The 14,629-nt window shown below is 47.5% G+C and carries 12 protein-coding genes; 7 read left to right on the top strand and 5 right to left on the bottom strand.

All coding sequences use genetic code 11. The annotated features are described in order from the left end of the window. Positions 1-83: 83 nt before the first annotated feature. From PSE6802_RS0106475 to PSE6802_RS0106455, 5 genes are all read left to right on the top strand, one after another. On the top strand, positions 84-1,217 hold the full coding sequence (locus PSE6802_RS0106475) for a T3SS effector HopA1 family protein (RefSeq protein ID WP_019499235.1): 1,134 nt from the start codon (positions 84-86) through the stop codon (positions 1,215-1,217). 155 nt (positions 1,218-1,372) lie between these two features. Next, a complete protein-coding gene (locus PSE6802_RS0106470; protein ID WP_019499234.1) occupies positions 1,373-2,374 on the top strand; it encodes an aldo/keto reductase in 1,002 nt (333 codons plus the stop codon). A 228-nt stretch (positions 2,375-2,602) separates the two neighbouring features. Continuing rightward, positions 2,603-4,711, top strand: coding sequence for a hypothetical protein (locus PSE6802_RS0106465; protein ID WP_019499233.1), 2,109 nt, complete (start codon positions 2,603-2,605; stop codon positions 4,709-4,711). A 174-nt stretch (positions 4,712-4,885) separates the two neighbouring features. After that, positions 4,886-6,127, top strand: coding sequence for a DUF4394 domain-containing protein (locus tag PSE6802_RS30850; RefSeq protein ID WP_019499232.1), 1,242 nt, complete (start codon positions 4,886-4,888; stop codon positions 6,125-6,127). Between the two features lie 47 nt (positions 6,128-6,174). Further along, positions 6,175-7,215: an IS630 family transposase gene (locus tag PSE6802_RS0106455; protein WP_019498107.1), complete on the top strand. Its 1,041-nt coding sequence runs from the start codon at positions 6,175-6,177 to the stop codon at positions 7,213-7,215. A 487-nt stretch (positions 7,216-7,702) separates the two neighbouring features. Here the strand turns inward: PSE6802_RS0106455 and PSE6802_RS0106450 are convergent, their stop codons facing one another. The 5 genes from PSE6802_RS0106450 to PSE6802_RS28045 form a co-directional block, all read right to left on the bottom strand. Further along, positions 7,703-9,478, bottom strand: a complete 1,776-nt coding sequence (locus tag PSE6802_RS0106450; RefSeq protein WP_019499231.1) for a ribonuclease J — start codon at positions 9,476-9,478, stop codon at positions 7,703-7,705. A 185-nt stretch (positions 9,479-9,663) separates the two neighbouring features. After that, on the bottom strand, positions 9,664-10,554 hold the full coding sequence (gene dapA, locus PSE6802_RS0106445; RefSeq protein WP_019499230.1) for a 4-hydroxy-tetrahydrodipicolinate synthase: 891 nt from the start codon (positions 10,552-10,554) through the stop codon (positions 9,664-9,666). Between the two features lie 156 nt (positions 10,555-10,710). Next, positions 10,711-11,727, bottom strand: a complete 1,017-nt coding sequence (locus PSE6802_RS0106440) for an aspartate-semialdehyde dehydrogenase (RefSeq protein ID WP_026103108.1) — start codon at positions 11,725-11,727, stop codon at positions 10,711-10,713. A 250-nt stretch (positions 11,728-11,977) separates the two neighbouring features. Beyond that, positions 11,978-12,250 carry a DUF3143 domain-containing protein gene (locus PSE6802_RS0106430; RefSeq protein ID WP_019499227.1) on the bottom strand — a complete coding sequence of 91 codons (273 nt, stop codon included), beginning with the start codon at positions 12,248-12,250 and terminating at the stop codon, positions 11,978-11,980. A gap of 4 nt (positions 12,251-12,254) precedes the next feature. After that, on the bottom strand, positions 12,255-12,782 hold the full coding sequence (locus tag PSE6802_RS28045; RefSeq protein WP_019499226.1) for a J domain-containing protein: 528 nt from the start codon (positions 12,780-12,782) through the stop codon (positions 12,255-12,257). Positions 12,783-12,899: 117 nt separating this feature from the next. On the opposite strand from PSE6802_RS28045, the gene PSE6802_RS0106420 reads away from it, so the two are divergent. Next, complete coding sequence (locus PSE6802_RS0106420; protein ID WP_019499225.1) at positions 12,900-13,754, top strand: phosphatidate cytidylyltransferase; 855 nt, start codon at positions 12,900-12,902, stop codon at positions 13,752-13,754. A gap of 216 nt (positions 13,755-13,970) precedes the next feature. Beyond that, positions 13,971-14,399 carry a hypothetical protein gene (locus PSE6802_RS0106415; RefSeq protein WP_019499224.1) on the top strand — a complete coding sequence of 143 codons (429 nt, stop codon included), beginning with the start codon at positions 13,971-13,973 and terminating at the stop codon, positions 14,397-14,399. Positions 14,400-14,629: the final 230 nt, after the last annotated feature.

Genomic DNA, 14,629 nt, shown 5'->3' with positions numbered 1-14,629 from the left:
TTGGGATTTTACTGATATCGCACGGACAAAACCTGCCCCTACCATGAATTTTTACGGCAACAACATTTATTGCGATTAAATCTATGACGCTACTTCTAAATTCTCTCAAAAAACCAACCAGTGACTTTGCGCAAGAAAAGCTGTTCGATGCTCTTGAAGATATTGTTAATAGAATCGAAATCAAACCCGATCTCAGCATTCACCACCCAGACTATAAACCACTAGAACTCTCAGAAGAGGCTATTGCCAGTATTAGGGCAGTATCTCCAGATCTTTTGGATAAATATCTCAGCTCGCAACTACAAAGCTTCCTCTATGGTATTTACTATAACGGACATTCCAGAACAGTTCTGGCACCAGAAACGGAAATGCCCGATATATGGTTGCACAAACATCAGAAAAACAATACCTACTTAGGAGTCGATCTGGAGTTTTTCAGCCGACTGCACGCCAGCAACAAGGGAAAAGGCTATTTCGATCCTGGTTGGCAGGTTGTCGGGCAAGAAAGCGATGGTAGCCTGTTTGTCAAAAAGAATGGTTTGACTTTATACATCGAGCCAACTGGTGCGAACGCCGAACCAAAATTTTATCGATTGCCTACAACCGAGCAAAGCACTGCTCTCGGAGATATCGTAGCCATTCGGATGCCTCGCAACTTAGTGCAAAATGGCTTCTATATGGCAGCTAGCGATCGCGGCGTTAATACTTATCCCCAAACCGTGCGCGTCTACTTTAACGTGACAGATGAAGGGGCGATCGCGATGATGCAAAGCTTGACGCAACAACTTAACGCGATCGACATCTCATTTACATTCAAGGTTTTGTACAACCCGTTTGACTACAATCGCTGCGATGCGGGCGTACTCTACTTCGAGCGCAGTAATTATCCTGGTGTCTGTCAAGTGCTTCAGTCTGTATATAACGAACATCGCATTTATTTCAAGGATGATATCCCGCTATTTACCAAGTTCCTGGCACCCGGCCTCGCTCTAGCTGAGGAGCCAGATCGCAAGTTTGCCGATAAGGAAAGCTTTGGCTTGAATCGCTGTCAAATTGTCGCTAATGGTTTGATAGAAGCTCGCGCTAATGGAGATGAGTCTCCTAATGCCCGTCTAGAAGCAATTTACCAGCAATTTTCTCAACTTGGCATCGATTTACACCGACCCTACCTCAACCCCAGTTCGGAGGATATCTACACTCCTTTAGAAGTCGATTAGAATTCCTCTTGAATGTCATTGCCATCCGATTTACACTTATAGCGGTTTTCAGATCGGAAGGAGTAGGAGGTTTGGGGGCGTTGCCCCCAAGAAGGGGTTCCACCCCTTCACCCCAAAAAAAACGTTCTCAATTGAAAACCGCTATAATCCATACGATGACCAAATTATCAACACTGGAAGCAGTAACATCAACCAATGCCGCATGCCAGCACTCGGCATTGGATTTACCTTTTTATCGCTCGCTCGGTCGCACCAACTTAAATGTCAGTTGTTTGGGTTTAGGTGGTGGGGCTGGAATTTCAAGTGAAGACACGCTCTATGCCTTTGAGCGAGGTATTAACTATTTCTTTTACTCCAGCGACTTGCACCACTTCATTTATAGCTCTATGGCAGAAGGCTTGAGAAAATTGTGCGGGCGCGGTTCGGCAGTACGAGAAAAAGTCGTACTGGCTACGGTAACTTACATTAAGAGTCCAGAAGTTGCCTTTTCCGCACTTTATGACCAATTTAAAGAACTGGGACTCGATTACGTGGATATATTTTTTTGGGGCTGGATTGGCAGTAATGATGGTACTGCATTGAGCGATTGTTTGAATTTAGTCCCCGGCATGAGAGGAAAGGATACCACATTTCATCGCATTGCCGAACAGATGTTTGGTGTCTCAGAACGCATGAAAAGGATGGGGGTAGTTCGCTATATTGGTGCTTCCTTCCACGATCTCGATCTGGCTCAACAGTGGTTGCACAGCCCTTTGCTGGATGTAGTGATGGTAAGACATAATGTCGCCCATCGCTCCGCCCAAGCCAAGGTGTTCCATCATTTAAACGAGAGCGATCCTCAACGACCGGGGATTGTGACATTTAAATCTACCGGATCGCATACAGGTGCTTTGTGGTATCCTCCTGACGGTCTGCCCAAACAGTGCTGGCAGCCCACCGTACCCGATCTATATCGCTACTCCTTAAGCCAAAATTGCGTCGATCTTTGTTTGACGGGACTGAGAAACCGAGATGAAATTGATGCGGCGATCGCTGGAGTGCAAAAAGGCAAGTTATCTACCACAGAACTAAGCTACTTAGATCTTTATGGTGATATGCACAGTCAGAAGATAAATATTGAGAGAATTCCATTGAATCGGTTGATTTATACTTCCTGATGATAGCTGAGAAAGTAAATATTAATCTGTTTGAACTGGTTTGAGTTTTAAGCCTTTACTGTGGCGCGATCGCCAGATCTTGCTGGCTCGCAACAGCGTGTCAAAAATTATTTTGTTCTTTAGAGATCCAAGCAGCATAGACAAGCGTATACCCATCCAGAAAAGGCTTCTAAATTTTGAACTCGTTTTAAAAACTCAGTTTATCTTTTTAGCAGCGAGGTACTGTCTATGCCACTGTCTGTATCTCTTGCAGAGCGTCTGACTATTGAGCGATCGCGTCGATTTGTAGGCCGCAAGTTTGAGCTTTATTTATTTCAAACTGCGATCCTTAAGTCTAAGTCTGCGGATTCCCCTCAGCTACCCTTCCACGTACTACATGTATTTGGCCCTGGTGGAGTTGGTAAAACCAGCTTGCTGGAGCAGTTTTGTCGTATCTGCGAGCAACATCAAATCCGATCGCTCTATATAGATACGCGCAATATCGAACCTACGCCCGAATCTTTCCTTAGTTCCTTACGTACGATCTTGGGATTAGAACCAACAGATTCGCCATTACAGGCATTTGCAGATCGATCTGATTGTCTTATTATCCTGCTCGATACTTATGAAACCTTAGAGCCGCTTGATGATTGGATACGCGAAACCTTCCTGCCACAGCTAACCGAAAACGTATTAGTGGTAATTGCTAGCCGTCATGCGCCTGCGCCAGCCTGGCGTAGCGATTCGGGTTGGCAGTCTCTCGTGCGCGTAGTGCCATTGCGCAATCTCAGCCCAGAGGAAAGTCAAGCCTATCTCACGAAACGAGATGTTCCAGAACTACAACACCAGTCTGTCTTGGAATTTACTCACGGTCATCCCCTGGCACTATCTCTAGTTGCTGATGTATTCGAGCAAGGACATGACATCCAATTTCAAACAGATGTAGAGCCGGATATCGTCAAAATTCTGCTGGAACGATTTGTCCAGGATCTGCCTTCATCCGATCGTCGCATGGCTTTAGAAGCTTGCGCTCTAGTAAGAGTCACCACAGAAGCCTTATTGTCGCGGATGCTGGAACTCCTGGACGTACATAAGCTATTTAATTGGTTGCGATCGCTCTCCTTTGTCGAATCAGGTCAGCAAGGTATATTCCCTCACGATGTCGTGCGAGAGGTACTGATTGCAGATCTGCGCTGGCGAAATCCTGACTGGTATGTGGAACTACACCGACGCGCTCGTTCGTATTACACGCAACGCCTGCAGGAAACTCAAGGTCAACAACAACATCGCTTGCTATTCGATTATATTTTTCTACATCGCGATAATCCCGCCGTTCGCCCCCGCTTTACCTGGCAAGAGAACAAAAGCTTGCAAACTGATACCATGCGCGAGAGCGACGTTCCTGCTTTGATTCGCATGGTGGAGCAGCATGAGGGGCGCGAATCTGCTAGCATTGCCGCACATTGGCTAGCTCGACAACCACATAGCGTCATGGTATTTCGCGACGCACAGCCGCAGCTTGCTGGCTTTGTGATGGCGATCGCCCTGCATCAAGCAAGCGAATCTGACCTGCGCGCCGATCCCGCTGCGATCGCCGCTTGGGAATACCTACACAAACACGCTCCTTTGCGATCGGGAGAAGGAGCTTCTTTATTTCGTTTTTGGATGGCACGAGATACATACCAGAATGTATCGCCAACTCAAAGCCTCATATTTATCAATCTCGTTCAATACTACCGAAACACATCAGGATTGGCATTTACCTTTCTACCCTGCGCTGACCCGGAGTCATGGGCAGCGATGTTTGCCTATGCCGATCTAACCAGGTTGCCAGAGGCTGACTTTACTGTGGGAGGGAAATGCTATGGCGCATACGGACACGACTGGCGCGTCCTCTCACCCGCAGCTTGGCAGGAGTTACTCGCCCAAAGGGAAATTGCCGCCTCAGTCCAGGCTACCAATACAACTCACGTCAGCGAACCTTTATTAGTTCTCAGTCAGGCAGAGTTTGTCGAAGCCGTACAACACGCCCTCCGCCATCTGAGCAGTCCCAATATCTTGCAGCAAAATCCTCTTCTGCGATCGCGGCTAATTGTGGAGCACACTGTAGATAAGACAGACATGAATCAACGTATCGCAACTTTACAATCTGCGATCGAAGAGATAATAGCATCGCTGCGATCTGCTCCTCGCGATGAAAAACTATATCGCGCCTTAGATCGGACATACCTGCATCCTGCCCCTACCCAGGAACGGGCAGCGGAGTTATTGGATTTACCCTTCAGTACCTATCGTCGCCACCTTAAAACTGGGATCGAACGAGTAACAAATATGCTATGGCAGCGCGAAATTAGCTGAATACAAATTGAGTATCAATTAAACATCAACAAAGACAAACTGAATAGATTTTGGACTGGGAAATGAACAGTGGGTTGAGACAAACTACACTCAAGGTTCTATGCAAAGAGTTCACCAAAACAAAGCTCTACTGCCCAGAACTGCACTCACACGCAATTTCCAGGAGATTATCCGATGCGAATCTTTTTTTGTAATGCTGTCAAGCGGTTATCAATGCTTGTTGCAGCAATCTTCTTCAGTTTGGTTAGCCTGATTGCTAACGTTGGTTCTGCTTCTGCGCAGGTGGCATCATTCCCAGTCCCCTGCTCCAGTTTGCCAGTCAGCCAGCCTATTATAGCCCTCGACAGTAACAATACTCTATTCACCTATAATCCCAGTCTTGGTCTATTTGTGAATCCCGTGCAAGTAACAGACATTAAAGGGAATTTAGAGGGAATCGACTTTCGCCCAGCCAACAACCTGCTCTATGGGATAACGGATACCGATCTTATCTACATTATCGATCCCGCTAGCGGTGCGACTAAGTTTGTCAGTACCCTTCCAACTAGCTTCGATGGGGGTTTCCAATCTTTGATGGATTTCAATCCCGTTGTCAATGCTCTGCGCTTGATCGGCAGTAATGACCAGAATTTAGCTGTTGCCAATGCCAATGGTGTAGATCTCAGCGCTACCAATCCGCAACTAAGTTTAGTATATGCAGATGGCGATCGCAATGAAGGTGTAGATCCCAACATTACTGCTGGAGCCTACACGAATAACGTTCCCAATGCTACCCAAACCGTCCTGTACAACATCGACTCCGATAAGGACGTGCTGACGATCCAGAGTCTAGCTACGGTCGGTTCCAATCAGGTTGTTACGGGGCCTAATCAGACGGCAAACGGCATCAACCGAACGATTGGTTCTCTCGGTGTGAACTTTGCCCCCGTCGCAGGGATGGATATTTATACTAATCCTCAAAATCTGGTCAACAATGCCGTTGCTGTCTCTGGATCGACTCTATACTGTGTCAATTTGGATACGGGTGCGGCTACAGCCATACCTCCGCTCAATCCTGGAATTACACCGCCCTTGCTCCGCGCTACTGGTGATAGTTTGCTCGATGTCGCAGTCTCAACTGCACCATTACAAAACAACCAACCCACAATTACAGGATTTTCTCAACCGGCTCTGCCAGGTGGATTCTGGGTCACAATCCAGGGCACTAATCTCTCTGGAACCACCAGCGTACTGTTTAATGGAATGCCTGCTACATTAGTCGGCTTAACTGGTGATGGCTCCACCAGAGTTTCAGCGATGGTGCCCCTGAACGCAACTACCGGCCCCGTGACCGTTAATACTACTGCTGGATCGGCAACAAGTGCTAACAACTTCATCGTAGGTCCCACAATTACAGGGTTATTGCTCCGGCAATGAAAAAGAAAGCATAGGATAATAGAAGTAAAGGCACAAGGAGGTTTGACATGGATAAACCAGATGGCCGACACCTATCGATAGAGACGCAAAATTACCTTCGACAGCAAGCGATCCGGTTGCGAGAACAAGGGAAACGAGTATGTGATATTAGTGAGTACCTGGGGATTCATCGTAACACGATTACGGAGTGGTGGTGGGCGTATCAAGATTACGGAGAAGCAGCCCTGTTTCAGCAGCGACGAGGACGAGAGGTAGGGGAAGGGCGCAGTTTAAGTGCCTCAGAGGAAACAACGATTGAAGCAATGCTGCGGGGACACAGCCCGGAGGAATACCAGATCGAGAGCGCCTTGTGGAGTAGACGAGCCGTAAAAGCCTTAATCGAGCAAGAATTAGGTGTGGAGATGCCAATCCGCACAGTGGGGGAATACCTCAAACGATGGGGCTACAGCCCCCAGAAGCCGATCGAACGTGCCTATGAGCAAGACCCCGCTGCCGTGAAACACTGGTTACAGGAAGAATATCCCGCGATTGAGCAACGGGCACAAGCAGAAGGTGCCGAAATCGAGTGGGGAGATGAATCGGGACTCAGTTCTGATGAGTATGGGGGGCGAGGTTATGCACCCAAGGGGCATCCCCCTGAAATTCGTCCTAGTAAACGCGAGCGGACACGGTTGAATTTCATTGCTAGCATCAGTAATCAAGGCACGATTCAATTTATGCTTTACACCTGTACCTTGACAGCCCCAGTATTTATTGAATTTCTGCAACGGTTGATTGACAAGCGTTCAAGCAAACTGTTTTGGATCGTGGATCGCCATCCCGTCCATCGAGAGCGCCCCGTGCAGCAATGGTTAGAACAGCACTCCCAGGAGATCGAGTTATTTTATTTGCCTTCCTATGCGCCGCAGTTGAATCCAGTAGAGTATTTCAATGGTGATGTGAAACAGGGAGTTCACGCCAAACCTCTGACGCGAAACCTGGGTCAATTAAAACATAGATTGCTATCTCAACTGCAGAAATTGCAGAGATTGCCTGCCCACATTAGGAGTTACTTTAAGCATCCATCTATTATTTATGCTGCTCTATAGATTGCATTCTATTTTATTGCCAAGGCAATATTGCCAACTCGTGGGTCAACTGGCATTAAGCTATCGATTTCAGGCACGAATTTCAGCCCTGGGAATCCCTCCTTCGTCAGTTTTCCGGGATTTAACCCCGCAGACCCAAACAGCGATACAGTGAATGCTCCTAGCGAATTTGTCTCCAGCAATCAAATTAGAGCTACTGTACCAGTAGGAGCTGTTACGGGGAAAATTTCGATCCCTTCTGTCAACAACTTCTTTTCTACAAGTCCTAATGATTTTATCGTTACGCCATAGTCAGAATGGCTCGAATCTACTGAACTCTGGGTCGCTAGGCGATCGCGCTAGCTAAATCCCTATCTGAAGCTAATACCAACAGGACTTACGCAAAACAGAAATCCCAACTCCCTCTTTAAGGGAGCTGGGATTTCCCCTTTTTAAGGGGAGCTAGGGGGGATCTTGAATCTCAGCATTCAATGCGTAAGTCCTATGATTAAGATACAGCAGCGGCACGGCGGCGCTTGCCAGCCGCAGGAGTGGTAGTTACAGGTGCAGATACAATAGGAGCGCCAGACAAGATTGGAGTTTGGAGTAACAGAACCAGTTTGGGTCGGCTTTGCGTGTAATTACGTAAAGCCTTGCTGATATCGCGCTCCAGTTGATAGCGCAGCCCCGTCCAATCGATTTCCAGGGTATTGCGGGCAAATTCCAGCCAGGTCCGCTCCAGGCTTTTCTCAACGGTTTCGCTCAGCATGTTAAAGAGGGCAGCGCGTTCCATAGACAGCACTACGCCATTAAGCTGAATATCCGGTACTGCCGATAATTTGCCATCCAGTCCAACCGAGATCGCTATCGTGACAATTCCATCGCCAGCAATTTGACGGCGATCGCGCAGGACATCGCCATTTACTACACCTTCGCGAGAGGAATCCACCAGTTCGATGCCTGCAGGAACGCGATCGGCAATGCGAATATAATCCTGGCAGACCTCAACCACATCGCCATTCTCCGCAATCACGACATGGTCTTGCGGTACGCCCATTGCCTGTGCCATCCTGCTATGTTGCAATAACATGCGCAGTTCGCCGTGAGCGGGGAAAAAGAATTTCGGTCTGGTTAAGCCCAACATCAGTTTTTGATCTTCCTGCGCGCCATGACCAGAAACGTGGATGCCTTTATCCTTGCCGTAGACGACCGTAGCTCCCAATGCCATCAACTTGTCAATCGTGCGCACGACCGAGATGGTGTTGCCAGGGATGGGATTGGCAGAGAAGACTACTGTATCGCCGGGTTGGATTTTTAGCTGAGGATGGCTCTCGTTTGCCATGCGCGTCAAGGCTGACATCGGCTCGCCCTGCGAACCCGTCGTCAGAATTAAAATCTGGTTTTCGTTGTAATGTCGCAGATTTTGCAGCGGTTGGAGCAGTTCATCGCGACACTTGATATAGCCTAACGTGCGAGCGTGGGCGATCACGTTAAGCATGGAGCGCCCTACAATACCGACAACTCGGCCTTGCTTCTCGGCAATATCCAGAATCATGTTGACACGATGCACTGACGAAGCAAACGTGGTCACAATTACTCTGCCCTTGGCGGAGGCAAATGCGCGTTCGAGGTTGGGGTAGACTGCTCGCTCTGATGGCGTAACTCCAGGTATTTCGGCATTGGTGGAGTCGCTGATCAGGCAGAGCACTCCTTTTTCGCCATGTTCGGCGAGGCGTTGGAAGTCAAAGAATTCGCCATCAACAGGTGTGTGGTCTATTTTGAAATCGCCGGAATGGATCACTAACCCTGCCGGGCTGTTGATCGCTACGGTAAAACTATCGGCGATCGAGTGAGTGTTGCGAATAAATTCCACAAAGAAGCTATTCCCCACCCGCACCATATCGCGCGGGCCAACGCGGCGCAATTCCGTACGATTCAGTACGCCCGCTTCGCGCAATTTGTCCTCTAACAGAGCCATCGCCAGGCGAGGGCCGTAGATAACTGGTATGTCGAATTGCTTCAGGTGAAAAGCGATCGCGCCGATATGGTCTTCATGTCCGTGGGTAACGATCATGCCTTTAATCTTATGGCGATTTTGCCGCAGATAGGTCATGTCCGGCAGCACGATATTCACCCCATGCATGCCATCTTCTGGGAACGACAGCCCACCATCAAGGAGCATAATCTCATCGTTAATCTCAAACACCCACGTATTTTTCCCAATTTCTTTCAAACCACCCAGAGGAATAATCTTGAGTGCGGGAGCGTTAGAAGTTTTTGACATATGTTCTGACTTGGCTTTCTATATAAACGACAAATGAAATGGAAACCTGAAAAACTGAGAAACTGAAAATCTAAAAAACTTTAAACTTGCGCCCTCACCCTCTCTGCCCGTACGGCAATGGCTTTTTTACAGCGGCAATAGATCGCAGGATAAATAAATGACTAAAAATTACTCTCAATAGTTCATTAGATAATACCCAAACTGCTCATAACCGATCGCAACTTCGCTTCAAGTTCGGGGGTGCCTTGCACCAATGGCGATCGCACTACACCCGTATCCAGACCAACTATCTTCAGCGCCAACTTCACTGGAATTGGGTTGGTAGTGAGAAATAAAGCTTTAAACAGGGGAAAGAGTTGAATGTGTAACTGGGTTGCCAACTGGACGTTACCTTCATTAAAGGCAGCGATCGTTGCCTTTAGTTGAGAACCAACCAGGTGCGATGCCACGCTAACGACTCCCTTCGCACCAACAGCCATGAGTGGCAGGGTCAATGAATCATCGCCAGAATAAATAGCAAAATCGCTGGGGGTAGTAGCTCGGATTTGACTGGCTTGATCCAAATCGCCGGTAGCTTCTTTAATTGCTACAATATTGGGAATTTCAGCCAGCCTCGCGACTGTTGTTGGTTCCAGCTTACAACCAGTCCTACCAGGGATATTATACAAAATTATGGGTAGTTCTGGGGCGGCATGGGCGATCGCGGCGAAGTGCTGGTACAGACCTTCTTGCGGGGGCTTGTTGTAGTAGGGCGTTACTTGCAACGTGCCATCCAGTCCGAGATAAGCGGCTTTTTGGGTGGCGGAGATCGCTTCAGAGGTGGAATTCGAGCCAGTTCCAGCCACAATTTTCGCCTTACCTGCTACAGCTTGCTTGACTACCTGAAAGAGTTTGTATTCTTCATCCCAGCTCAGTGTAGGAGACTCGCCCGTAGTACCGCAGACAACCAGCGTATCAGTGCCGCGATCGACTAAATGCATGGCAAGTTGCTCGGCTTTGACATAGTCAACCTCGCCTTCTAAACTGAAAGGCGTTACCATAGCGGTCAATAAGCTACCAAAGTCAATTCCACCCATAAACAGTTAGGCAATAAAAAGCAAAGATACATCAGAACTTACACACAACAGATCCACCAACCCTCTCTTTGGGGCAACTTGCAAGATTCCTTGCTTTTTAAGGGGGGCTAGGGGGGATCTGGACTTCAGCATTCACGTAAGTAATTCCCATAAGGGTTAAATCAGGTTTTGCTCGATTAATAGTTCTGCGATTTGAATGGCATTTAGTGCCGCTCCTTTACGGATCTGGTCGCCGCACAACCACAAATCCAGCCCGTTAGGATGGGAAATATCCTGGCGAATCCGACCGACGAGAACTTCATCCTTGCCACTAGCCTCAATGGGCATGGGGAAATAGTTTTGAGTAAAATCTTCAACCAGTTTCACGCCCGGCGCTTGGCTCAAAATTTGGCGGGCTGATTCCGGATCGAAGGGGGTATCAAATTCCAGATTAATTGCCTCGGAATGAGCGCGCAGAACTGGCACGCGCACGCAAGTAGCCGTAACTCTCAGCTCCGGTTCGTTAAAAATCTTGCGAGTTTCATTCACCATCTTCATCTCTTCTTCGCAGTAGCTATTTGCCGTCATCGGCGAATTGTGCAAAAAGAGATTAAACGCTAGAGGGTAGGGCAAAACTTTCGCTTCTGGTGGCTCGCGATTTAGGATTGCTTGCGATTGTAGTTTGACTTCTTCCATAGCTCGCGCTCCCGCGCCGCTAGCTGATTGATATGTCGCCGCTACAATTCTTTTCACTGGCTTAACCTTATGCAAAGGCCAGACGGCTAGATTCATCAAAATAGTCGTGCAGTTGGGATTAGCAATGATGCCCTGATGAGCGCGCGCGGCATCAGGATTGACCTCTGGCACGACTAACGGTACGTCCGATCGCATCCGAAAGGCACTGGAGTTATCAATAACAACCGCTCCTGCTTTAGCTGCGATGGGTGCCCATTGTTTGGAAATGGAACCACCCGCCGATGCCAGAACCAGATCTACATTGTCAAACGAACTTGCTTGCACGGTCTCGACCGTCAACAGGCGATCTCCAAACTGCACCTGCTTGCCAGCAGAATTTTCTGAAGCAAGTAACTTAAGTTCGTTCAGTGGAAACTTCCGCTCCTGTAGCAGTGCCATTAATTCCGTACCAACTGCACCAGTAGCACCTAATATAGCTACCCTGTAAGATTTACTCAATTCGCCTCCTAAATGCTAAACGATACATAGTTGTACACCCTTATATTTGTTTTTCCGGAATTCTGTTCGATCGTGCTTGCTAACTTTTGCTTAATTGAGCTGCACATCTAGAAAACCCGATCGTAACTTCCATAATGCTTTGGCAATTTTGCAGCGATCTTGGCGATTGCATTGAAGATAGAGCATCGAGAGCTACTGCCATGTACTTTTGCCTAGTTCAATGACTATAGCACCATTAGTTAAAAATTGGTTATGGTCCAGTAAAGATTGCATCTTCAATATCCTGACGGCTGAGGGAGTAGGGAAAAACCCTTTGAATGTCTTTATTCCCAGCGATCGCATTAATGTAGCGTACCCTAATTTCCTCAATATCCATCCAAATTTCTGCTTCCCAACCGTTACGACGCACGTACCAGCTAGACGCATTCGCTTTATCTTGCGTGCAACCCTGGGTTTGCAACCAGGACTCAATCAGAGGTAGGGGGTGATTGTACAGTGGGGTATCGGGCGATGGCAAACGCATAGGTTCAGGCTATATGAGTTATGAGTGTAGAGAAAAGAACGCCCCAACTATGGGGAAGAAACAAAATACTGAAATTCTTTAAGTTTAAGGTTAACGAGTCTGGCAGAAGGCGATCGCCTCGTACGAGACCAATTAATACTACAACTACCAGACAGATAATGAAGGTTAAAAACAATAGGAACAAAGCAAATAGTTCGCCACTAGAAAGCGGGCGTTCGCTGGGGATATCGTCATCAGCGTAGATGGAATTGGGGTGGAGGGGATCGGCGGCTGTTTGCTCTTGAAACACCTTCAGGCGGGAAAAATGGATACTGCGATCGTAGGCGCTGCGCCGTTCTGGGTTACTGAGGGTGGCATAGGCATCATTAAGCTCTCGGAACTTATTGATAGCTTCCGCTTTGGGTAACTTCGTAGTGTCGGGGTGGTAGAGTTTGCTTAACTCGCGATAAGCTTGGCGAATTTGACGTTCATTTGCCCACGGAGTTAGTCCAAGTATGGCATAGTAACTTTTCGTGTGACCTGGAGAGGACATACTATAGATTGTGTCAGCAGGTTGTATCGGCTTTTATGTAGCAAATGAACTACACTTTAGCACTAATAAGAGATCGATCGCTTCCTACTCAGGAATTAGAAGGATATTGAAGTTTTCATGCCTTGGACTCGCATAATTAGCGCTATTGTTGCTATACCCCTTGCATTAGCAGCGATCGCGTTGGGAGGATGGGCCTTTACCATCGGTCTAGCCTTATTGATTTACTTAGGACAGCAAGAATATTTTGAATTAGTTAGAGCCAAAGGCATGATCCCGGCTGCCAAGATGACTATGGCAGTCAGTCAAGTACTTTTGCTAATTTCATTGATGAAGGTAGAAATAGCAGATGCTGTTGTCCCAATTGCCGGTACGTTTATTTGTTTTTACCTGTTATTCCAACCGAGATTTGCCTCAATCGCCGATATTTCTGCATCTATCTTGGGGTTGTTTTATGGCGGTTACTTACCTAGTTATTGGATCAGGCTGCGAGAGCTAGGTCATGGCGATTTATCCTGGTTTATGCTCAGTCAGGGCGGGATTTACGTCCTATTGGCATTCGGCTGTATTTGGGCTTCCGATATTGCTTCTTATTCCATGGGTAAGCTAGTCGGGCGCACGCGCCTGTCTGATATCAGTCCTAAAAAGACAGTGGAAGGGGCAATATTCGGTCTTTTTAGTTGTGTATCCGTTGCCACGATCGGAGCCTGGCGGATGGGTTGGCATCTGTGGCCCGTCACTGGAGTAACATTGGGCTTATTAATTGGGGTTGCGAGTTTACTCGGCGATCTAACAGAGTCGATGATGAAAAGGGATGCGGGTGTAAAGGATTCGGGTCAACTGATCCCTGGTCATGGCGGCATCTTGGATCGTGCTGATAGCTACGTGTTCACGGCACCACTCGTCTATTACTTTGTCACGCTTATCCTGCCAAATTTGCCACCCGATCTGTTTAAAAACCTAAACTTCAACTAATACCAATTTGGGTAGAAGCCTTTCGTGGGAGGCACCCCACCCCCATCTGTAATTCAACAATTTAAATTGGTATAAGTTTTCTTGCGGTTCTGAAAACCAGTGCTACACTACAGGCACTAAGCATCATTAATAGGTGGGCAATGCACCCTACCTATGGCATCTCTGCATAATTCCTATTAACTTGTATTGAATACATAAGCATGGAGGGTTGGGGCAATGAGGACTTCTGCTAAAGCGATCGATAAAATAGCGCTAATCTATATCCTGGGAGTTGCATGCGGTACGACAATTCCACTAGGACTACAACAGAGCTTTGATGTTTTGGCTCAGGGTAATGCCGATCCCGTGGAAGTATCGCCTGTTAAACCTCATGCTGGCGATGCGGATCGGCTCAGGACATCTCCAGGCGAGTCTTTGGTGCCGACGATCGCCAACCCCTTCACATTTAAAGAGTCATCTAGAACTTTGCCAACTTCATCAGTAACTCCCATTAATTCTAGTATTGAGGCTATTCCACCAGTTACTCCATATATACCTAATGCCTCACCCGTTAGTCCTGCCCGCGACTCTCCTGGGGCATTGACTACCGATCCCGTTAGAGCATTTCCCTTGATTGACTCCAATTACTCCGAAACCCAAAAGTAATCGATCGCGACTTCAACAAAGCCCCACAGTGAGGGCGAGCATTGTCCGCTTAACCACGCGGACAGCCTAACCATAGAAGGAAAGCCGATGGTTGCACCTTAGCCATCGGCTTTCCTCTGGGTTGCCTCTAATTTATATTCAAATTTTATATAGAAAGTCGAGTAGGTGATTATACTTTGCAATTAGATTAGTTAATGCAATAGCAGTAAAGATTTAATCATTGAAAACTC

This window comes from Pseudanabaena sp. PCC 6802, assembly GCF_000332175.1.
Lineage (GTDB): Bacteria > Cyanobacteriota > Cyanobacteriia > Pseudanabaenales > Pseudanabaenaceae > PCC-6802.
This window is presented reverse-complemented; position numbering and strand designations above follow the sequence as displayed.

Excerpts from the sequence above, each read along its gene's own strand:
- PSE6802_RS0106455 (WP_019498107.1), top strand. The coding sequence starts at position 6,175 with ATGGATAAACCAGATGGCCGACACCTATCGATAGAGACGCAAAATTAC.
- PSE6802_RS0106415 (WP_019499224.1), top strand. The coding sequence starts at position 13,971 with ATGAGGACTTCTGCTAAAGCGATCGATAAAATAGCGCTAATCTATATC.
- PSE6802_RS0106465 (WP_019499233.1), top strand. The coding sequence starts at position 2,603 with ATGCCACTGTCTGTATCTCTTGCAGAGCGTCTGACTATTGAGCGATCG.
- PSE6802_RS0106420 (WP_019499225.1), top strand. The coding sequence starts at position 12,900 with ATGCCTTGGACTCGCATAATTAGCGCTATTGTTGCTATACCCCTTGCA.
- PSE6802_RS28045 (WP_019499226.1), bottom strand. The coding sequence starts at position 12,782 with ATGTCCTCTCCAGGTCACACGAAAAGTTACTATGCCATACTTGGACTA.
- PSE6802_RS0106450 (WP_019499231.1), bottom strand. The coding sequence starts at position 9,478 with ATGTCAAAAACTTCTAACGCTCCCGCACTCAAGATTATTCCTCTGGGT.
- dapA (WP_019499230.1), bottom strand. The coding sequence starts at position 10,554 with ATGGGTGGAATTGACTTTGGTAGCTTATTGACCGCTATGGTAACGCCT.
- PSE6802_RS0106430 (WP_019499227.1), bottom strand. The coding sequence starts at position 12,250 with ATGCGTTTGCCATCGCCCGATACCCCACTGTACAATCACCCCCTACCT.
- PSE6802_RS0106470 (WP_019499234.1), top strand. The coding sequence starts at position 1,373 with ATGACCAAATTATCAACACTGGAAGCAGTAACATCAACCAATGCCGCA.
- PSE6802_RS30850 (WP_019499232.1), top strand. The coding sequence starts at position 4,886 with ATGCGAATCTTTTTTTGTAATGCTGTCAAGCGGTTATCAATGCTTGTT.
- PSE6802_RS0106475 (WP_019499235.1), top strand. The coding sequence starts at position 84 with ATGACGCTACTTCTAAATTCTCTCAAAAAACCAACCAGTGACTTTGCG.